Here is a 20,912-nt window from a genome sequence, read left to right on the forward strand (position 1 = left end):
TCCGCTGCAAAAATTCTGCAGCGGATTTTTTATTTACCCAACAGATACGAAGAGACGAACCTGAACAGATCTGAGCCCGCCACAATGCGGCGGAGCACCCGCGCTCCCCTACTTGCGGTGACGGCGATTGTAGAACGGCGTCGGAACGACGGTGGCGGTAATGTCGGCGCCTTCAACGGTCAGCTCCGTGCCAGTGGAGGACTGCCAACGCTGAACGTATGCAAAACCGATGGGGTGCCCCAAAGTCGGCGACACCTTGGCGGAAGTCAGCACGCCAACCTCGTTACCTTCCGCATCAATGAGCTTGGTGCCACGCTTCGGAGCTTCATCACCGGAGAAACGCAGACCAACCAGTAGCTCCTTCGACTGCGGACGATTAATCAGTGCGTTGCGACCAATAAACTGCCCCTTGGTCGGCCCCATGATGGACTTCAGGCCGGCCTCCAGCGGAGTGCGGTCTCGAGTCAGCTCGTATCCATAGAGCGGCATACCGGCCTCAAGACGCAGGGTGTCGCGGCAGGCCAGACCACACGGCAGCAGGCCGAGGTCAGCGCCGTTGTCAGCCGGATCCTCCGGGTTTTCCACCTTGCCACCTGCTGCAATGATTGCACGCCAGACCTCGACGGCGCGGTCAGCCGGCGGGAAGATCTCGAAGCCGTCCTCACCGGTGTAGCCGGTTCGGGCAACAATCATTTCCACACCTGCGACCTCGAGCAGAGTGCAAGAGTAGTAGTTCATGCCATCGAGAGTCGCGTGCAGATCCTGTGGCAACAGACGGCGCAGAAGCTTCGCAGCCTTCGGCCCTTGAATGGCCAGGAGCACATTCTTGTCATTCATGCGCTCAACCTCGACGTTGTAGCCACCAACGCGCTCGCGCAGCGTCGAGTACACATCTTCAGCGGCTGCGGCATTCTGCACCAGCATGAATTCGTGACTACCGAGGCGGTAAATGATGAGGTCATCAATAATGCCGCCGTCTTCCTGCACAATCATGGTGTACTTGGCACGGCCCAACGCCAGCGGCTTGATTGCCGAAATCAGGGAGTGTGCAAGGAACGCCGCCGCATCCTCACCAGTGACGCGGATGATACCCATCAGCGACAGGTCGAAAACACCAACGGCCTCACGCACTGCGTTGTGCTCTGCAATTTCCGAAGAGTAGCGGAACGGCACTTCGTAGCCACCAACATTGCGCATTTCTGCGCCAAGGCTTACGTGCTCATCATGCAGGGCGCTACGGAAAGAATTGTTGTTCTCAGAAGCGCCAGAATTGTCAGTCATACACACTCCAATTATTGCGGTGGGGCAAACCAGATTGTTACCTTCCCACCTTATATCTAAGACTCCGCGCTCGCTTCCGCGAGCCCCTGCGGAGCCAGGGCAACAGGCCCGTCCATTAACTATCATGCACTGATTCGCACATGCTTGACGACGACCCCGCGGCCACCACAAAGGCCCCGCTACCAGTGACGGTAACGGGGCCCTTGCATTTGTCTATTCAGTTAATTGCGATTAGCTGAGCTGTTCGGGCAGCGTTGCCAGCCAAGGACTCAGTGGTTATTAGTGATCAACCGCAGCCTCGGTGCCAACACCGGTCAGGGAGCGAACTTCCATCTCAGCTGCCAGGTCATCGAAGTTATCCGGCTTGCCCATGTAGGTGGCGATGATGCCAGCCAGGAACGCCAGCGGGATTGCGAGCAGACCCGGCGAGGTCAGCGGGAACCAGGAGAAGTCAACCGACGGAATCATCGAGGACTCGCTGCCGGAAACTGCCGGGGAGAAGATAATCAGAACCAGCGAGGCGATGACACCGGTGTACATGGAGGCAACTGCGCCTGCGGTGTTGAAGCGCTTCCAGAACAGGGACATCAGGATGGTTGGTACGTTTGCGGATGCTGCCACTGCGAAGGCCAGCGACACCAAGAAGGCGACGTTCTGCCCCATGGCCAGGATGCCGAGGATAATGGCGACAACGCCCAGCACGATTACGGTAATGCGGGAGACACGAACCTGCTCGGCTTCCGTGGCCTGTCCCTTGCGGATCACGGCCTGGTAGAGGTCCTGGCCGACAGACGCGGAAGCGGTAATTGCCAGACCAGCGACCACGGCCAGCACGGTAGCGAACGCCACTGCGGAAATCACTGCCATGAAGATGGAGCCACCGATTTCGAAGGCCAGCAGCGGAGCTGCAGCGTTGGCTCCGCCCGGGGCGGCGTTGATTCGGTCCGGACCAACAAGTGCGGCGGCGCCGTAACCGAGTACCAGGGTCAACAGGTAGAAACCACCGATGAGGATGATTGCCCAGGTCACGGACTTACGAGCTTCCTTTGCAGTCGGCACCGTGTAGAAGCGCATGAGCACGTGCGGCAGACCAGCAACACCGAGGACCAGTGCCAGGCCCAGAGAGACGAAGTCCAGCTGCTGAACGAAGGAGCCGCCGTACTTCAGACCCGGCTCAAGAATGGCGGAGGCTTCGTAGCCCTTCTCGGCGATGTGATCCGAGCTCGCGTGCATGTCCACTGCGTCCTGCAGGAGCTGGGAGAAGTTACCCTTAACGCCAACCAGGATGATCAGGGTCATGATGATGACAGCACCGACCAGCAGGACGGCCTTAATCATCTGCACGTAAGTCGTGCCCTTCATACCACCGATGAGAACGTAAGCAACCATGATGATGCCGACGACCGCGACAACGATGGACTGCTGAGTGGAGTCGTGAATGTTGAGCAGCACGGCGACCAGGGAACCTGCACCGGCCATCTGCGCGATGAGGTAGAACAGGGTCACCGCGAGGGTCGAGATAGCAGCCGCAGTACGTACCGGGCGCTGCTTAAGACGGAAGGACAGCACGTCGGCCATGGTGAACTTACCGACGTTACGCAGCGGCTCTGCAACCAACAGCAGCGCGACCAGCCAGGCTACGAAGAAGCCGATGGAGTAAAGGAATCCATCGTAACCAGTCAGCGCGATGGCGCCGACGATACCGAGGAAGGAAGCCGCCGAGAGGTAGTCACCTGCAATGGCAAGACCGTTTTGGGTACCGGAGAACTGTGCACCACCGGTGTAGAAGTCCGATGCTCCCTTGTTTCCGCCCTTGCCCACTCGAGTAACGATGAACATGGTCGCAACAATGAAGGCGACGAAGACCGCGATGTTGAGAATCGGGTTACCTGCTGCTGCAGTGTCATCTGCAGCAAAGAAACTGGTCAGCATGTCTATGCCTCCTTCTTTGCGACGATTTCAGCGATTTCTCCGCTTTCCAGTGCCTCGCGCAGCTCTGCCTGCATCGGCTCGAGCTTCTTGTTGGCGAAGTTGATGTACACCCAGGTGATGGCGAAGGTGGTCACGAACTGGAGCAGACCAAGGACGATGCCCAGGTTGATATTGCCCAGTACGGGAGTCGCCATGAGGTCTGGCGCGAACGTCGCAAACAGAACGAATGCGATGTACCACACCAGACCTGCGACGGTCATCGGGATGGCGAAAGAACGGAATGTAGAGCGGAGCTCTTGGAACTGCGCTGAGTTTTGCACGTAGCGGTACTCGGCCGCCTGTGGCTTATGCCGGTCTGCCGGCAAGGGAGTTGCGGACACGGGCTAATCCTTTCCAGGAAGTTATGCAGGTGTTCGTAATGAGGTCCAGCACAGCCACCCCGAGGGTGTGCCATGCACCACATTTTTCATTATGTGTGGAAACAAAGTTACCTGGAACACAGTTAGCAAAGAAGTTAAATGCGGCTAACTACTTCTCAGCGAGCCTTAAGGCACCCCCAAAAACGCCATTACCTGCATACTTAGGCGCCGTTTTTACTACCCCCATTTACGCCGTTGTACTCGTGTTCTCCGCTTCTTCCGGAAATGGCTTACTCTGACGCCACCACCACAGCGCTTCGATAATGACCGCGCCGATGGCCCCCACGATCAGCGCGGGAATCAACAGCTCCCGCCCTACCCAGTACAGATTAAGCACTGTGGCCACTGGACGAACCGAGAAGATGAACAGGTAGGCTCCTGCCGATACCGCCAGCAACAGAACCTTCCACCAGGTGTATGGCCTAGCCACGACCACCAAAACCCAAAATGCCGAAACAATCAGCACAATGAGGGTCGCAGTAGACGCCTCCCCTCGTGCCGCATCGCTGGCGTCGACTCCCGGGTTTGCCCACAACCAAAACATGAAGGTCAACAACCCCACCGTGATGCCCGCCGGTATCGCTAAGCGCAACACGCGCCGCACGAAACCATCGCGCGCACGCTCCAAGTTAGGAGCCAACGACAGCACGAACGCCGGGATTCCAATTGTGAACCAACCCGTAATCGTCACGTGAATCGGCTCGAATGGATAATCCATCCCCCACAGCCCCACAGCCAGCGCCAGCACCACCGAGTAGATGGTCTTCGTCAAAAAGAGGTTGGCCACACGCTCGATATTGCCAATGACGCGACGCCCCTCCGCCACAATCATCGGCATCACGGCGAAGCGATTATCCAACAGCACCAACTGCGCAACCGAACGTGTCGCCGGCGCCCCATCCCCCATAGCCACGCCCAGGTTCGCCGCTTTCAGCGCCAGCACATCATTGACACCATCACCGGTCATCGCCACATGATGCCCCCGCGACTGCAGCGCATGAACCATATCGCGCTTATTCTCCGCCGTGACACGGCCGAAGATCTGCCGCGACTCCACAATGTCTGCGAACTCGTTGCGGATCTCGGTGGGCTTGGCTTCGCTATTCTCATCGCGGCTGACCGGAAGCTCAGACGCATCGACAGGATTGTTAGCCCCCTCCATTTCCAGCTCACGTGCAACAGCCCCCACGGAGCGGTCATTGTCACCAGAAATGACCTTGACCTCGACGCCTTCTTCATAGAAGTAGGCCACCGTGTCCGCCGCATCTGAACGCACCTTCTGCCCCAGCACGACAAGTGCGACTGGCTCCAACTCCACCTCGCCACTCTTCCGCAGCGCACCGCCGGGCAGGTCATCTGCCCCAACTGAGGTCCGCGCGAGCAGGAGCACACGAAGTCCTTCCTCCATAAGCTCCCGAGCTTTCTGCATGCCGACCGCGGAGTCGTCGACAAGCACATCGGGCGCGCCGAAAACCCACGTCGCACCGCCGTGATACGTCAGCGCCGACCACTTATTCGCCGAGGTAAAGGGGCGGGTTTTGGTTTGTTCATGCTTTACGACGCCCCCTGCGTCCGCAAGCCCCTCGAGCAGTGCACGAGCCGTTGCGTTGGGGCGATCGTCGAGCTTGCACAGATCGATGAGTGCGGAGTCGACCTCATCGCGGGAGGTACCGTCACCCGATACGATGTCGACTTCCACTAGCTGCATCGCATTTTCGGTGAGCGTGCCAGTTTTGTCGACACACACGGTGTCGACACGCGCGAGACCTTCGATGGCGGGCAACTCATTGACCAGCACTCGATGTCGCCCCAAGCGCACCACCCCAAGGGCAAATGCGATGGTGGTCATGAGGACAAGCCCCTCAGGAACCATGGGCACCAGCGTGGCGACCATCCCCAGCAGCGCATCGTTGAAATCATCGCCGGCGACAAAGAGCTGCGTATAGATTGCCAGGGCGCCGACGGGAATGAGAATCCAGGAAATGTAGGTCAGGATCTTGTTGATGCCGCGGAAGAGCTGGGAATCAGTCAGCGTGAATTTGTTGGCCTCAGCTGCGAGCTTGGCGGCGTAAGCCTCCTTGCCCACTTTGGTGGCCTGATATCGCGCCGACCCCACCACGACCGAGGAACCCGAGTAGACCATGTCCCCAACGCTCTTATCGACGGCATCGGATTCACCGGTGAGAGAGGACTCATCGACAGCCACGTCAGAGGCGTAGCGGAGAATACCATCAACGACGATTTGGTCACCGGGACCAACCTCGATGAGATCGTCGAGGACGACGGACTCGCGGTCGATCTCGCGAGCAGGCTCCCCGTCGCGAATGACCATGGGTTTTGCACGGCCGACAATGGAAAGCTTGTCCAGTGTGCGCTTGGCACGCAGTTCTTGGATGATGCCGACGATAGAGTTGGCGATAATCAGCAGACCAAAGGCACCGTTGACGATTGAGCCGGTATAGAGCACGACTGCGAATAACACAGCGAGAATACCGTTAATCCGGGTAAACACATTGGCACGGATAATGTCCCACACACTGCGCCCGGATGTTGGCGGCAGCTCGTTGACGTGCCCCAACTCGATGCGTTGCTGGACCTGCTGTTGAGTAAGACCACTGTCGGGAGTTTTCCACGAGCCCATGCCTGCCTACCCTATTCGCCTAATTGCTGAACCTATTCGACCTATTTGCCAATGAAATTTGGTTCGCGCTTTTCGGCTCGCGCCTTCGATGCCTCCGCAGCATCCTCGGAAGCCCACACCGTGTCGTAGAGCTCCTGCTGGTAGTCCTTCAACGGGCTATGTGTCTCATCGTCGTTGAGCACTGCCTTGTGGTAGGCCAGCGACAGGGGCGCGTAGGTGGCGATACGAAGCGCTACCTCCTCCGCCTTGTCCGGACCACCAAGGTAGGAAGCCAGACCACAACCGCGGGCGGCTTCCTGATCCATGCGCTCGGCCGCCAACAAAATAGTGCGGGCGCGGGCACCGCCGACGAGTACGCGTACGCGGCGAATTGTCCAGGCATCGACAGCGATACCGAGCTTGACCGGCGGAATCATAAACCAGCCGCGCTCACCCACGACGCGCAAATCGGCCGCCATCGCCAGCTGCATCCCAGCGCCGACAGCCGGCCCCTGCACATCCGCTATAACCACCAGACGGCTGGCCTCGATTGTGCGCAGCATTCGACGGAGCTGTTCGTGGAAGGAATCTTCATGGTGCTGGCCACTCAGGTCGGCGCCCGCACAGAAAGCGCGGCCTTCGCCGCGCAGCAGGATAACGCGCTGCTCTGGAACCTCAGCGGCAGCTTCCACCGCATCGGCGATGTCACGACACACGTCGGCAGTCAGGGAGTTGCGCTTATGATCTCGGTCGATGGTGATAGTGACAATTGCGCCGTCGGCTTCGACGCGGATTTCAGATGCTGGGTTCGTCATAGCATTTAGGCTACCCGCGAAACACCAATAGTGATGGGGCTATAAGCAAATCTAAATTCGCTTATTCGTTGCCGAATACCCGCGGGTCGCCGCTCAGGCGCCCGTCGGCACGCGCCATCGACGCAATCGTTTCCATGTCCTCGTCGGTGAGTTCAAAGTCGGTGACCTGAAAGTTCTCCTTGATGCGCGACGGCGTGCCCGACTTCGGGATGGCCACGATGCCACGCTGAAGGTGCCAGCGGATAGCAACTTGGGCGGGAGTTTTACCCAGGCGATCTGCGATTTCAGCAATCGGCGAGCCCTCAAAGTACTTCGCGCGCCCCAACGGCGACCACGCCTGCGTGACAATACCGCGACGACGATCGTCTTCAACCTGCTCATTCTGCGGGAACTGCGGATGCAGCTCAATCTGGTTGACCACCGGAGTCTCCGAGAGCTGGTCGAGCACCTCTGGGTAAAAGTTCGCCACACCAACCGAGTGAATCAGCCCCTCACGCTTGAGCTCCAGCAGCGTATCGAAACACTGCCCAAACGTCCCCTGCTTCTCCACCGGCCAGTGCACAAGCACCAGGTCAACGTAGTCAAGGCTGAGCCGTTCTAAAGATGCCCGCACGGACTCGCGCGTCGCCGCCGACCCCTGCGCATCGTTCCAGACCTTCGTGGTCACGAAGATATCTTCACGCTTTACGACGTTCGCAGCGACCGCATCAGCAATACCCTGCCCAACCCCTCGCTCATTGCGATAGAGCGATGCGGTGTCGATGTGGCGGTAGCCGATTTCCAGGGCGTAGCGCACGGATTCGCGCGCCTGCTCATCGTCAAGCTTGTAGGTACCGAACCCCAGAATCGGAATGGCGTTGCCATCGACCATTTCCACGTTGGCAATTCCGGTTGTCGCTGCATCGTACTTCAGATTGAGTGTGGTCATGCCAACCGAGTGTACGGACTGAAAATTTTTTAGATTTTTTCTACCCCGCTGACCTGCGGTTTAGAAAGGTGAGTGCGCTTCATTTTGTTGCGAACAGTTGACGTAGCGTTGTGTTTATATAACACTTTGGAGTGTGTCCCCAAAGATTAAACCCAAAGAACCGATATTCAACAGAATTTCAGTGCTGCGGGCAGAACACGGACTCAGCCGAGCCGAACTAGCCAAACAAGTAGAGGTCAATCCTCAAACGATTGGCGCGTTGGAGCGAGGTGACCACTACCCCAGCTTGGATCTGGCATTTCGCATCTGCGCGGTGTTCGATCTCCCCGTTGAGGCGGTGTTTTCTCGCGAGGAATTCAAGCCCATGTCCTCTGCCCTATACCGAAAGGAAAGCTAACGATGCCAGCTATTCGGACTGAAGACGCAACACCGAACTTTTTCGAAAAGCTAGAAGCCCGGCGCGAAGCGAAGTACACAAAGCGTGTCGAGCAGATGTCGAGCTGGTTGCCCAAGTGGCGCAACCAGGCGGCGCGGCGGAAGCTGGTCATCGCATTCGAGGTGTGCCTTGTGCTGATGCTGCTGAGCGGCATCGCGCTTCTCGGTAGCCTGACCGATATTTTCCCGGGATGGCTTTCTCTGCTCTGGCCAGTGATTTCCCTCATTATGGTCGTCGTCTGGACCAGCCTCAACATCACAGTCGACATGGTTGACAGCGCACCGACCTCGCTACTGGACGAATACCAGCAGGAACAGATTCTGAACCTGCGGGGGCTGACATATCGCTGCTTCACCTACTTCGGCTTGGTGGCCTTCCTTGCTCTCGTTCTGGTGGGCACCTATGTCCTGAACGCGCAACCTGACTGGGGACGCTACATTCCGTACAGCTTCGGAATCTTCGGAATTATCGCTTTCCTCTACATTTCCACGCTGCCCACCGTCGTCTACGCCTGGAATCTGCGCGACGACTAGTACGGGCTCAAAAACTCATATCCCTCCTCTGCCCTTCACTCCTCAATCTAAGGATCACCATGAACAGCCTCATTATTGACGGGCTTGAGAAGTCCTACGGAGACCTGCAGGTTCTCCGTGGCATGAGCTTCCAAGTTCACCCTGGAGAAATCTACGGCTTCGTCGGCTCTAACGGTGCCGGCAAGACCACCACTATGCGCATTGCCCTGGGCGTGCTGGCCACCGATAAAGGCGAGGTGCGCATCGGCGATACCTCGATGAATGACTCGCTGCGCCGCACGATTGGCTACATGCCAGAAGAACGCGGCCTCTACCCCAAGGCTGAAGTCCGCAAGCAGCTGATTTACTTTGCTCGCCTACACGGTGTGCCCACCAAGCGCGCGGAATCCAATGCCGACAACTTGTTGGAGCGCCTCGGTCTCACCGAGCGTGCCAACGACAAGGTCGACACGCTCTCGCTCGGCAATCAGCAGCGCGTGCAGCTGGCAGCCTCCCTCGTCCACGACCCAGAAATACTAGTCCTCGACGAGCCCTTCTCTGGTCTCGACCCAGTTGCGGTCAAGGTGATGAGCTCCGTACTCAAGGAGTACGCCGACCGCGGCACCCCGATTGTGTTCTCTTCCCACCAGCTCGACCTTGTCGAGCGCATGTGTGACCGCGTCGGCATCATCCGCGACGGCCGCATGCTCGTGGAAGGCACTGTTGATGAGCTGCGAGCACGGGGCCCACGGGCTTTCGTCGTCAAGCTCGATGGTGCGCCCCAGGATTGGGCGACCTCCGTCGAGGGCGTGACAAGCGTGGAGCGTGATACCCATGGTGCCACCGTCGTTCACCTCGATTCCAACGCCCCCGCCGACACCGACCAGAAGCTGCTACACAGCGCGATGGCAGCGGGAACGGTCCGTTCGTTTGGACCTCTGCAAATTCCACTTACCGAGCTCTACCAGGAGGCCGTACAGCAATGAGCACCAACACTTACAACGCCTCAACGGCCGTCAAGACTGTTTTCGTCCGCGAACTCCGCGAGCATCTGCTGAAGAAAAGCTCGCTAATCACGCTCATCATCATGGCAGTGGCGGCCGTCGGCGGTATCTTCGTTGCCGACTACATGACCTCCAAGTCCGATAATGACACCGTAAAAATCGCGGTCGTCGGAGAAGCGCCGTTCGCGGACTCTCTCGCCGACGCTACCGCCGAAATAAAGGATGCTGAAGGCGCGGATGCCGCAGCCGGCGCATTTGCCACAGCATCGCTCTCACCGTTGGAGATTACGTCCGCGGCAGACGACAAGGCCGCTCGCGCTGCCGTCACCGACGGCGACGCCGACGCCGCTCTCGTCCCCGACACCGCAGAAGGCAAGGAGGGCTCGTGGAAGCTGCTTGCCGACGACGCCCCATCCTGGCTGGCCCCAATGCTGCAGGAATCGCTGCAGAAACAAAATGAAGCCATGCTGCTCAGCGAAAACGGAATCAACCCCAGCGAGTTTTTCTCCAAGACTCAAAGCGCAGCCGTGTCGGTGGAGTCGCTGGATGAAGCCAAAGACGAGAAGATGCCCGCAGTGGTCATCACACTGATTGGTGTGATGGTCATGATGACCGCCATCCTCGTCTTCGGCGGCGCGGTGGCCACCAGCGTCATCGAGGAGAAGTCCTCCCGCGTCATCGAGATCATTCTCTCGACCGTTCGCCCGGCGCACCTGCTGGCTGGCAAGATCCTCGGCGCCGGTCTGGCTGGCATCATCATGATGAGCGTGCTGACCGCCAGCGCCGCAGTTGCCCTCATGATTACCGGATTGGCGGAGAGCTTCGATGTGCCGTGGTCCGCAGTCTGGCTGCTGGTCCCGTGCTTCATCCTCGGTTACTTCTTCTTCGCCGCGCTGTATGCAGCCTCCGCATCCTTGGTCAGCCGTATGGAAGATTTCCAGGGCGCACAGATGCCGGTACTGGTGTTCTCGCTGATCACGATGTATGTTCCGCTGTTTGGCTGGAGCAAGCTGGACTCTACCGTCATGCAGATTGCAGCGTGGATTCCACCGGTTTCCATCACCACTGCCCCGATGCAGTACGCCGTTGGCAACTTCTCCGCACTCCAGTTGGCGGCTTCGCTGCTAATCATGGTTGTGGGAGTAGCCGCAGTCATCGCACTCGCCGCCTGGATCTACCCGCGCAATGTCCTGCGCACCGGTGCCGCGGTCAGCTGGAAGAAGGCTCTGACAGCCAAGAGCTAGCCCCAGCCCTGCCCAAAAGAGCGTGGCTCCTTCGGCCACGGTCACCTAAAACCGAATAATCGTCAATCGCGTAGTTTGCTCAGCGCACCTTATAGGCCTTTGCGCAGCGCACCTTATAGACCATGGTCCGCCGCAAACTTCGCGATTTTTCCTGTCTCGCCATAGGAGGTCTGCGCCCCCACGCCTGTCGCCGCATGAGCCGAGACCACCGCCGCAAGACGAGCTGCCGTCACCACATCATCGCCCGCGGCCAACGCGGTGAGGACCGTACCCATGTACGCATCACCGCAGCCCGTGGTGTCCACGACCTCGATGGGCAGCGCTGGAATGCGAGTGACTGCCACCTCGCTTTCCGACGTCCTCAAGACCGCAGACCCCTCCCCGCCAAGTGTGACAATGGCCGTGGAAATCCCGTGTTCGTCGGCAAGCGCGCGCCCAACCGCATCCCACTGACCGTGCTCGCAACCGGCGACCGCGCGCTCGGAGCCGATGATGGCTGCGAGTTCGTGCTCGTTGACAATGAGGACATCGACCAGCGCGAGCAGATCCTCACTGACCGCCCGAATCGGCGACAGGTTGAACACCACCGGCACACCCGCATCGTGGGCAATCTGTGCGGCGGCCAGGACAGCCTCATCACAAATCTCCAGACACAGACCGAGGCACCCAGCCCGCTGAATCTTGTCCGCATGACTGCGCACCATCTCAGCATCGACTTCACCATTGGCGCCAGCGGAGATGACAATGAAATTCTCCGCCGCATCATCAACGACAATCATGGCTGTACCAGTGGCAGAGTCGACGGTCTCAACTGCAGAGATGTCCACGTGAGCGTCGGTAAGCGCGTCGCGCAGCAACTGCGCATTGGGATCCGAACCGACCGCGCCGACCAGTTCCACGGCCGCGCCCAGTCTTCCAGCCGTCGCCGCCTGATTCGCCGACTTACCGCCCGGCAGAATGCGCAGAGGACTGCCCTCGATAGTCTCGCCACCATGCGGCAGGCGCTTCACGGTGACGGTCAGGTCTGCGTTGATGGAACCGACGACACATACGTTTGGCCTCTGTTCAGCCAGCTCGGTGAGGCGCTCAGTAATCGGCATTGGTTCGACTCCTCGGTAGTGCGGACACGTTTTTTCCGACAATAGCGCTACCCCTTTCCGCCCACCATCAACTAAGCCGGTTTACCCCTTGTTTACTACCGTGGAGGTATGGCTAGAATCAGCGCCCAACAAGTAATAGATACCGTCCTCGACCACGGAAGTTTCACCTCCTGGGACGGCGCGCCCGAGCATGGCAACATCGACGAGTCCTACCGCGGCACACTGTCCCGAGCCTCTGAGAAGACCGGTCTCGATGAGGCCGTTATCACCGGTGAAGGCACCGTCGGTGGCAAGCGCGTCGCCGTCATCTGTTCTGAGTTCGGCTTCCTCGGCGGTTCTATCGGCGCCGCAACCGCTCGTCGTATTATTCGCAGCATCGAGCGCGCGACTGCGGAGCAGCTGCCGCTGTTGCTCTCCCCGACCTCGGGTGGCACTCGCATGCAGGAGGGCACTGCGGCGTTCGCGCTCATGATCTCTATTACCACCGCAGTGGCGCGCCACAAGGATTCTCACTTGCCATTCCTGGTGTACCTGCGCAATCCCACCACCGGTGGTGTCATGGCGTCGTGGGGGTCGGCAGGCCACTTCACCTTCGCAGAGCCCGGCGCACTTCTCGGCTTCCTCGGCCCGCGCGTCGTCGAGCTGGCTACCGGCGAACCCATGCCCGAAGGCGTTCAGACCTCCGAGAACCTGTTCAAGCAGGGCATTATCGACGGCATCATTCCGCTCGAAGGTCTGCGCGGCGCTGTCCGCCGCACCATCGACGTGCTTGCCGACGGAGACCCCAGCGAACCCACCCCACCGCCAGTAGCAGCCATTGATGGTCGCGATACCTGGGAAGCTATCCTGCGCACCCGCGATACTTCTCGTCCAGGTGGCGGCGACATTATCGATGCCCTTGTCGACTGCTCCGTGCCGATCTCCGGCACTGGCGATGGCCACAAGTCGCTGTCGGTCCGGGCTCGCCTGGCGCGGATTGGTGAGCGGCCGGTGATTCTGGTCGCACAGGATCGCCATAACCAACCGCCTCTGGGCACGCATCCAATGGGGCCGGGCTCACTGCGTTTTGCCCGCCGCGCGATGCGCATCGCGGAAAGCCTGAACATTCCGCTGGTCACGGTCATTGACACCCCAGGCGCTGAGTTGACCAAGGACGCCGAGGAAAATGCCATGGCCGGCGAGATTGCCCGCACCTTGACCACGCTGGTGAACTTGAAGGTTCCGACCGTGTCACTCATTCTCGGCCAGGGCTGCGGTGGCGGCGCGCTGGCCATGCTGCCCTCTGACCGCGTGCTGGCAATGCACGATGCCTGGATGTCTCCGTTGCCGCCGGAGGGTGCTTCGGCGATTATCTACCGAGACACCGAGCATGCCCCGGAAATGATGGAGGAGCAGGGCGTTGGCGCCGAGGCCATGCTGAAGACCGGGGTCATCGACGAGATTGTGGCCGAACCTGAGAATCCGGCCGAACTGCCCCGCCGTGCTCTGAGTGCTATCGAGCACGCCCTCTGGGAGCTGGAGAAGAATCCGGCTCGCGTTGGCCGTGAGCAGCGTTTCGACCACTACCGTCGCTTCGCGCTGAGCGAGTAAGGGGGCTGGGGCCTGGTGTGGGCCTGGTTTGGGCCTTCAGCCCCCACCCCAACCTCAGAAAGCAAGAAAGTGACTGGGTTTATGACACTTTTGGGCAATTTTTCACGCCTGAAGTGTCATAAACGCAGTCACTTTCTTCGCCGGAAATCCTGCAAACCGCCGACGGAGGGATGGGCAGGAACCGCGAAGCGAAGCTCAGCCGGCCAACAGAGCTAGCATGCGGGCTTTTACTTAACGTCCAACAGGTCGATGACGAAGACCAGGGTCTTACCAGACAGGAAGTGTCCTGCACCAGCCGGGCCGTAAGCTTTCTCCGGCGGGCAAATCAGCTCGCGACGACCGCCGACCTTCATGCCCGGAATGCCTTCCTGCCAACCGGCAATCAGGCCGTTCAGCGGGAACTCGATGGACTGGCCACGGTTCCAGGAAGAGTCGAACTCTTCACCGGTTTCGTAGTCAACACCCACGTAGTGGACCTCGACACGAGCACCCGGGGTGGCCTCCTTGCCGTCACCGACAGTGAGGTCGTTGATGACGAGTTCCGTCGGAGCCGGACCGGACTTAGCAGTGAGTTCTGGCTTGGACAAGACAATCTCCTATCACAGTTGGCTTTTTCACAGTTGGTATTCAGCCCAACGTAAATGGACCCAACTTAAATGGGGTTTCTTAGAATTCTAGGAAAAATAAAAGGCGCGTACCAACCTTTCGAAGGCTAGTACGCGCCTTTTCGCGTTTTCAACGCTGGACTTTTCTATGCTGAGTTACCTGCGAGGAACCCCCTACGCAGTAATCGCTAGAAACCTTAGCGCTGGTCGCGCGGAACGAAGTCACGCTCGGTCTCGCCGGTGTAAATCTGGCGAGGGCGGTTGATCTTCGATGCCGGGTCAGTGACCTGCTCGTTGAACTGAGCAATCCAGCCCGGGAGGCGGCCGATGGCGAACAGGACGGTGAAGAAGTCCGTCGGGAAGCCCATGGCGCGGTAAATCAGACCGGTGTAGAAGTCAACGTTCGGGTAGAGCTTGCGGGAGACGAAGTAGTCATCAGCCAGTGCAATCTCTTCCAGCTTCATAGCCAAATCCAGCAGCTCGTCGCCGCCGAGGTGCTGGAGCACCTCGTGAGCGGTCTTCTTAGCGATAGCTGCACGCGGGTCGTAGGACTTGTAGACGCGGTGACCGAAGCCCATCAGGCGGACGCCCGGCTCCTTGTTCTTCACGCGATTCATGAACTCGGTTGCGTCGCCACCGTGGTTCTGCTGGATGTCCTCGAGCATCTCCAGAACAGCCTGGTTAGCGCCACCGTGCAGCGGGCCAGACAGAGCGTTGATACCAGCAGCGATGGAGACGAACATGGAAGCGCCGGAGGAAGCGACCATGCGGACGGTGGAGGTGGAGCAGTTCTGCTCGTGGTCAGCGTGCAGGATGAGCAGCTTGTCCAGAGCGTCAACCACTACCGGATCAACCTCGTAGTCAGCGGTCGGGTAACCGAACATCATGCGCAGGAAGTTCTCGCGAGCGTTCAGGTTGTTGTCCGGGTACATGTACGGCTCACCCTTGGATGCGCGGTAAGCGTATGCAGCCAGCATCGGGACCTTAGCCATCAGGCGAACCGCAGCCAGGTTGCGCTGCTCTTCGTTCAGCGGATCCAGCTCGTCCTGGTAGTAGGAAGCCAGGATGTTGACCGAGGAAGCCAGGGTCTGCATCGGGTGTGCGCCACGCGGGAAGATGCTGAATGCGCGACGGAAGTCCTCGTCCAGCAGGGTGTGGTGACGAATGTCGTGGTTGAACTGCGCAAGCTCTTCCTCAGACGGAAGGTGGCCGTGAATCAGCAGGTAGGAAACCTCGTTGAAGGTAGCCTTCTCAGCCAGCTGCTCAATCGGGTAACCGCGGTAGCGCAGGATGCCGTTACCTCCGTCGATGTAAGTGATCTTGGACTCGGTAGAACCGGTGGCGGTGTAGCCCGGGTCGAAGGTGGTCAGTCCAGTTTCCTGGAGCATCTTGCCCAGTGCGATACCGTCGTTACCCTCGGTTGCCTTGACGATGTCCATCTCGAACTCGCCGCCCGGGTAGTGGAGTACAGCCTTGCCGTCTTTAGTAGCCACAACTTCCCTTTCACAGAAAAATTCTTCTTAACGACTCCAGAGTGCGGGGGAAGCAGGCACAGCGGAAAACAGCATGCTGCCTCCCAACTCCACGCCACCCCTTCGGGGTCGCATTGTTTTCAATGATTCAATTATGCGCGACATTTGCGTTCCATTGCATCTTGCCCAGTGAAAAAAGTTTGCTTAGTTCACATCGACCGTGTCGTAACCATAAAGAACCGACACCTGCAGTGGATTAGAACACACAATATCAAAGAGTGTGAGCAGTGCAACACCCTCTACCCCATTCGGGCAGCCTGGGCTTACCCAATCTTGACCCCTCTTCACCCCGAAATGCAAATGGAAAAACGGGTTTATTACGTTGTCACTGCTTATTTACTAATCAGGAGGTCAGGAGCACATTCAACAGCCAATGTCTTTAAAAGTTCAAAAGCCATCGAGCCGACGCCCGAAAACACATCGACTAAATCCACAATAATTCACCCCTCGCCGCCCGCCCGAGGCTCCACACCGCCAAGTTTTCAGCACCAACAAAACTGGAAAAAATTCTTCGCAAACTTTGCAAATACGCCAATCCACCCTGTTTTGTTATGCAAAGTACGGAAGCGGGGGCAATTGAACCCCACCCTTTTGCTATAAGTACCCCCGATTACCGCTAGAGTTTGAAGACAACGGCTGTATATCAAGCTTCACTTTGAATGCACTTTGAAAGGTTGCGCCTCATATGAGCGATCAATTCCCAGTCCTCCCTGAAGAGTTCCAGCCCGGCGACGGCCGCTTTGGTTGCGGTCCGTCGAAGGTTCGCCCGACACAGATTCAGGCAATCGTTGACGGCGGTACCTCTATCATGGGTACCTCCCACCGTCAGCCGGCAGTGAAGAACGTTGTTGGTGAGGTTCGCGAGGGTCTGGCTGAGCTCTTCCAGCTTCCGGACGGCTACGAGATTGTCCTGTCCCTCGGCGGCGCAACCGCTTTCTGGGATGCTGCCACCTTTGGGCTCATCGAGAAAAAGTCCGCTCACCTGACTTACGGTGAGTTCTCCTCTAAGTTCGCCAAGGCCTCCAAGATGGCTCCGTGGCTCGACGCTCCGCAGATCATCGAAGCAGAGCCGGGTTCCGCACCTGAGGTTGTCGCTGGCGAAGAGGACGTTGACCTTATTGGTTGGGCTCACAACGAGACCTCCACCGGCACCATGGTTCCGGTCACCCGCCCGGCAGGCTCCGAGGGCCAGCTCGTGGCTATCGATGCCACCTCCGGTGCCGGCGGCCTCCCGGTCGACATGTCCCAGGCTGACGTCTACTACTTCTCCCCGCAGAAGTGCTTCGCTTCTGACGGCGGCATCTGGTTGGCCGCAATGTCCCCGGCCGCCATCGAGCGTATTGAGAAGATCAATTCTTCCGACCGCTTCATCCCGGCTTTCCTGAACCTGCAGACTGCCGTTGATAACTCCCGCAAGAACCAGACCTACAACACCCCGGCCGTCGGCACTTTGCTGATGCTGGCTGATCAGGTCAAGTGGATGAACGCCAACGGCGGCCTCGACGGCATGGTTGCCCGCACCACCGAGTCCTCCTCCCACCTCTACAACTGGGCTGAGAACCGCGCGGAGGCAACTCCGTTCGTCACCGATGCTGCAAAGCGCTCGCTGGTCGTCGGCACCATCGACTTCGAGGACAACATCGACGCCGCACAGATCGCCAAGGTTCTGCGCGCCAACGGCATCCTCGACATCGAGCCTTACCGCAAGCTGGGCCGCAACCAGCTGCGCATCGGTATGTTCCCGGCCATCGACCCGGAGGACATCCGTCGTCTGACTGGCGCTATCGACTGGGTTCTGGATAACGGCTACGCTGCAAAGTAACAGCCAAATACCGGCCTCAGCCGCATAACTCCCGCGCCACGCGCAAGGGCATTGCCCCATTTGTCCGTGACGCGGGAGTTTTGTCGTTTACCATGATTAGTGAGCATTACTTATAACGTCGACCAACAAGGAGGTTCTCGCATGAGGGAGCTGAAGCCCGTTCTGGACGGCGATGTGACCGATTCACTGATTCTCGTTCCCGCCGATACCACCGAGCAGGAACGGCAGGAGGGACTTCGCTTCACGCTGCCTCTCGACGAGAACCTGCGCACTTTCCTGGTCGAGCACTTCGAGCTCGCCGATGCCGCCGGTTCCCCTGCTGCAGCTGATTCCGCATCGCTTGCCGACGGATCCAGCGCCGCCACCGCCACTGCCAGCGGTAGCTCTGGGGAGAGTGCTACCGCAGAGAGGGGCTCCACCGACGGAAGTTCCACTAGTGACAGCACAGCGGAAGCCACCACCGCAAGCGGCGACGCGGCCGAAGGCAACGAGACGACCGGCAACTCCGCTACAGCAGGCGGGGCACCGAAGAAGATTCCAACGGCGCCGAAGCCAGTTCTGGAAGAGCCCCGCGTAGTTTTGTCGCCGCGCGAAATCCAGGATCGCATTCGCAGCGGCCAGACGGTCGAGGAGCTCATCGAGTACAGCGGCATGCAGCCGCGCAAGATTGAGTCCTTCGCCTACCCGGTGCTTGCAGAGCGCGCACGTATTGCGGAGCTCGGCAAGCAGTCGAAGCCACGTCGCATTGATGGCCCGGCCAAGTTGTCCCTGTGGGAGATTCTCGCCACCGCTTTTGCCGCCCGTGGCCAGGAACTCGCCGATGCCTCGTGGGACGCCTACCGCGACCCGAGTGGACAGTGGATTGTGACGGTTACTTGGAATGTCGGCCATACCACCAACGTGGCCGAGTGGAGTTACCAGGCGGAGGGACTTTCCGCGCTCACCATTGCTCGCAATGAGCTGGCAGCAGAGCTGATCGACCCCGACTTTGCCCGCCGCAACCGAGACTTGGCTCCGCAGGCCAATCGAGCTGCTGATACCGCGGATACCTCTGAGATGCCAGCCGCATGGCAGTCTTCGGCGGAGCCGCAGCGAGGCCACGGGGAGCAGGACGTTCCGTCGCAAAGCGATGACGCCGACGACGATATTGACGAGACGGAGTTCTTGCAGCACCCGGACGCGGAGCAGCCGAAGCGCAAGAAGAAGACTGTCATGCCGTCGTGGGAGGATGTGCTTCTCGGCGTACGTCCGAACGGCCCGAAGAAGTAGGAGTTTCCCTCGACAATGAGCTCCATGACCAGTGGCAACGCTTCTGATTTCGAATTCTCCGCGATTCGCCGCGGTGTAGTCACAATTTGGTTTATCAGCACCAATGACCCTGCTGCGGCCCTGGAGACAGGTGTTCAGCACGACCGCGGTTTCGGGCGTCGTTTCCTAGCTCTCTATGACTCAACGCTGCCGGTAACACCGATTGGTGATTTCCCGCTCAACCGCTCGGCGGAAACCGGTGACGGTGAATACTACATCGGTGGCTTTGAGGGCGTTGCCGTACTGCAGACGGTTCTCGATGATGTCTCGCAGCTGTCCAAGCTGTCGCCTCGTCTGCGGCAGGAGATTGCCGCCACGGACGTCTTCGCGAGTGTGTCGAATAAATCCACGGGCTTCGGTGCCTTTGCGCATTGGCACGATGGTGAGCTCAAGCGTGCTTTCTCCGCTACTCGCTACCGCACACTGGAAGACATCGGTCTTCCCTGCCCCGCAGAGGGCAGCTTCTGGGCGGGCAAGCACCGCCCGCTGCCCGATGCTTTCGAAGGTACGGGTTCACGTCCACGCGAGGGGGTCGGTTTGCCGTTCGTTCCGGCAGAGCTTGCCGACGCCGTCATCACCGACTGGCTCGGATTCGACCCGCATTCGCCCGCTACCGATATCCCTGTTAGTGGTTTTGCGGTGGATGGCCGTCGTGCGGCTCCCGGGGCTTCGTATTCGACGTCTCGTAGTCCACGCGGGCTAATGGGTGAGCCGGGTTCGTCCGAGTCTGGCGCAGAGCTTGACCGCGCCTACGACGACTACGAAGTTCACAACGCAGAGCCGAACCGAGACTTTCTGGAGGAGCTCAGTCGCTTTGGGGCTAAGGCCAAGAACTTCGCTGGCCGCACCTGGCAGCGGGCGCGAGGCAAGTTCGGGAAATAGTTTCTACCGCCCTGCGCGCTGCGACTGAACGCGCAGTCGCTCGTAGAACGCGATCGCCGCGGAGGTAGCCACATTCAGGCTGTCAGTTCCCGGTGACATGGGAATGCGAGCACGCACATCGGTGGCTGCCATCGCGTGCTCGGTAAGCCCCTGCCCCTCAGCGCCAACGAGAATCGCGACCTTGTCCGTGTCCATGGCATCCCACAGGTCCACCGTGCCCGCAGGGGTCATCGACACCACGCGGAAGCCCTGCTCTTTGAGCTGGTCCAGGCTTCGCTGCCAGGTGGTCGTAGTACCGGGCAGAGTCGCAAATGGGACTGTCAGCACATGCCCCATGGAAACGCGCACGCTGCGGCGATACAGCGGATCGGCGCAGGCCGCGCCGAAGACGACCCCATCCACGCCCATGCCCGCCGCGTTACGGAACAGGGCTCCGATGTTCTCGTGGTCACCGACTCCCTCCATCACGGCCAAGGTGGTGGCTCCGCTCAGAACTTGGTCCACCGATAGCTCCGGCGCGCGGTCAGCGGTGGCCAGAAGGCCGCGGTGAAGATCAAATCCGGCCGCTGCGGCCAGAACCTCGCGGTCGAGTTCAAACCAGGGCACCGTTTCCGCAATAGCGGCCTCGCTCGCGGTCAGTCCGTCGGCAAGCGATGCGAGCTTCTGGCGAGTACCAAAGACTGCGCGGAGCGGAAAGCGTGAGCGCACTAACCGCGGCACAATGAGCGTGCCTTCGGCGATGACCAGCCCCTTCCCACCGGGCAAATCGGGGCGGGAATCGGACTTGTTGAGGTTGCGGATGTCATCGAGACGGCTGTCGGCGGGATCGTCGACGACGATGGGCGCAAAGCGTTCGAGGAATGTGGTGGTACTCATGGAAAC

At 59.4% G+C, this 20,912-nt stretch carries 18 protein-coding genes; 8 read left to right on the plus strand and 10 right to left on the minus strand.

Annotated features, from left to right (window positions below):
* Positions 1 to 108: 108 nt before the first annotated feature.
* The 6 genes from gcvT to ADB02_RS03955 form a co-directional block, all read right to left on the minus strand.
* Complete coding sequence (gene gcvT / locus ADB02_RS03930; protein ID WP_016423296.1) at positions 109 to 1,281, minus strand: glycine cleavage system aminomethyltransferase GcvT; 1,173 nt, start codon at positions 1,279 to 1,281, stop codon at positions 109 to 111.
* 279 nt (positions 1,282 to 1,560) lie between these two features.
* Positions 1,561 to 3,213 (minus strand): solute symporter family protein, encoded by a 1,653-nt coding sequence (locus ADB02_RS03935; protein WP_016423297.1) that lies wholly within the window; start codon positions 3,211 to 3,213, stop codon positions 1,561 to 1,563.
* Between the two features lie 2 nt (positions 3,214 to 3,215).
* The gene (locus ADB02_RS03940; RefSeq protein WP_016423298.1) at positions 3,216 to 3,593 is read right to left on the minus strand and encodes a DUF485 domain-containing protein; all 378 of its coding nucleotides are present in this window, start codon (positions 3,591 to 3,593) and stop codon (positions 3,216 to 3,218) included.
* Between the two features lie 226 nt (positions 3,594 to 3,819).
* Positions 3,820 to 6,273 (minus strand): HAD-IC family P-type ATPase, encoded by a 2,454-nt coding sequence (locus ADB02_RS03945; RefSeq protein WP_049189716.1) that lies wholly within the window; start codon positions 6,271 to 6,273, stop codon positions 3,820 to 3,822.
* Between the two features lie 41 nt (positions 6,274 to 6,314).
* The gene (locus ADB02_RS03950; protein ID WP_048733677.1) at positions 6,315 to 7,067 is read right to left on the minus strand and encodes an enoyl-CoA hydratase; all 753 of its coding nucleotides are present in this window, start codon (positions 7,065 to 7,067) and stop codon (positions 6,315 to 6,317) included.
* A gap of 61 nt (positions 7,068 to 7,128) precedes the next feature.
* A complete protein-coding gene (locus tag ADB02_RS03955) occupies positions 7,129 to 7,995 on the minus strand; it encodes an aldo/keto reductase (protein WP_016423301.1) in 867 nt (288 codons plus the stop codon).
* A 133-nt stretch (positions 7,996 to 8,128) separates the two neighbouring features.
* Between ADB02_RS03955 and ADB02_RS03960 the strand changes: the two genes are divergently transcribed.
* From ADB02_RS03960 to ADB02_RS03975, 4 genes are read left to right on the plus strand one after another with little or no spacing between them, the layout of a single operon-like run.
* A complete protein-coding gene (locus ADB02_RS03960) occupies positions 8,129 to 8,392 on the plus strand; it encodes a helix-turn-helix transcriptional regulator (RefSeq protein ID WP_042388879.1) in 264 nt (87 codons plus the stop codon).
* 2 nt (positions 8,393 to 8,394) lie between these two features.
* A complete protein-coding gene (locus ADB02_RS03965; RefSeq protein ID WP_049189717.1) occupies positions 8,395 to 8,964 on the plus strand; it encodes a hypothetical protein in 570 nt (189 codons plus the stop codon).
* Positions 8,965 to 9,023: 59 nt separating this feature from the next.
* On the plus strand, positions 9,024 to 9,929 hold the full coding sequence (locus ADB02_RS03970; protein ID WP_049189718.1) for an ABC transporter ATP-binding protein: 906 nt from the start codon (positions 9,024 to 9,026) through the stop codon (positions 9,927 to 9,929).
* On the plus strand, positions 9,926 to 11,191 hold the full coding sequence (locus ADB02_RS03975) for an ABC transporter permease (RefSeq protein WP_016423304.1): 1,266 nt from the start codon (positions 9,926 to 9,928) through the stop codon (positions 11,189 to 11,191). The genes ADB02_RS03970 and ADB02_RS03975 overlap by 4 nt, the downstream gene beginning before the upstream one ends.
* A gap of 113 nt (positions 11,192 to 11,304) precedes the next feature.
* Here the strand turns inward: ADB02_RS03975 and ADB02_RS03980 are convergent, their stop codons facing one another.
* Entirely contained in the window at positions 11,305 to 12,291 is a 987-nt protein-coding gene (locus tag ADB02_RS03980) for a ribokinase (protein WP_049189719.1), read from the minus strand.
* A gap of 108 nt (positions 12,292 to 12,399) precedes the next feature.
* Between ADB02_RS03980 and ADB02_RS03985 the strand changes: the two genes are divergently transcribed.
* On the plus strand, positions 12,400 to 13,881 hold the full coding sequence (locus ADB02_RS03985) for a carboxyl transferase domain-containing protein (protein ID WP_049189720.1): 1,482 nt from the start codon (positions 12,400 to 12,402) through the stop codon (positions 13,879 to 13,881).
* A 227-nt stretch (positions 13,882 to 14,108) separates the two neighbouring features.
* Here the strand turns inward: ADB02_RS03985 and ADB02_RS03990 are convergent, their stop codons facing one another.
* The gene (locus ADB02_RS03990; protein ID WP_005511805.1) at positions 14,109 to 14,468 is read right to left on the minus strand and encodes an FKBP-type peptidyl-prolyl cis-trans isomerase; all 360 of its coding nucleotides are present in this window, start codon (positions 14,466 to 14,468) and stop codon (positions 14,109 to 14,111) included.
* Between the two features lie 215 nt (positions 14,469 to 14,683).
* Entirely contained in the window at positions 14,684 to 15,979 is a 1,296-nt protein-coding gene (locus tag ADB02_RS03995; RefSeq protein ID WP_016423307.1) for a citrate synthase, read from the minus strand.
* 724 nt (positions 15,980 to 16,703) lie between these two features.
* Here ADB02_RS03995 and serC point away from each other — a divergent pair.
* The 3 genes from serC to ADB02_RS04010 all read left to right on the plus strand — a co-directional run bounded on the left by serC (position 16,704) and on the right by ADB02_RS04010 (position 20,030).
* Positions 16,704 to 17,840, plus strand: a complete 1,137-nt coding sequence (gene serC / locus ADB02_RS04000; protein ID WP_049189721.1) for a phosphoserine transaminase — start codon at positions 16,704 to 16,706, stop codon at positions 17,838 to 17,840.
* Between the two features lie 141 nt (positions 17,841 to 17,981).
* A complete protein-coding gene (sepH, locus tag ADB02_RS04005) occupies positions 17,982 to 19,109 on the plus strand; it encodes a septation protein SepH (protein ID WP_049189722.1) in 1,128 nt (375 codons plus the stop codon).
* Between the two features lie 15 nt (positions 19,110 to 19,124).
* Positions 19,125 to 20,030, plus strand: coding sequence for a DUF6928 family protein (locus ADB02_RS04010; RefSeq protein ID WP_049189723.1), 906 nt, complete (start codon positions 19,125 to 19,127; stop codon positions 20,028 to 20,030).
* A 3-nt stretch (positions 20,031 to 20,033) separates the two neighbouring features.
* Here ADB02_RS04010 and ADB02_RS04015 read toward each other — a convergent pair whose 3' ends face one another.
* Entirely contained in the window at positions 20,034 to 20,906 is an 873-nt protein-coding gene (locus ADB02_RS04015) for a TrmH family RNA methyltransferase (protein ID WP_016423311.1), read from the minus strand.
* Between the last annotated feature and the right edge of the window lie 6 nt (positions 20,907 to 20,912).

It is taken from the genome of Corynebacterium sp. 212_CJEI (genome assembly GCF_001055915.1).
GTDB lineage: Bacteria > Actinomycetota > Actinomycetes > Mycobacteriales > Mycobacteriaceae > Corynebacterium > Corynebacterium jeikeium_D.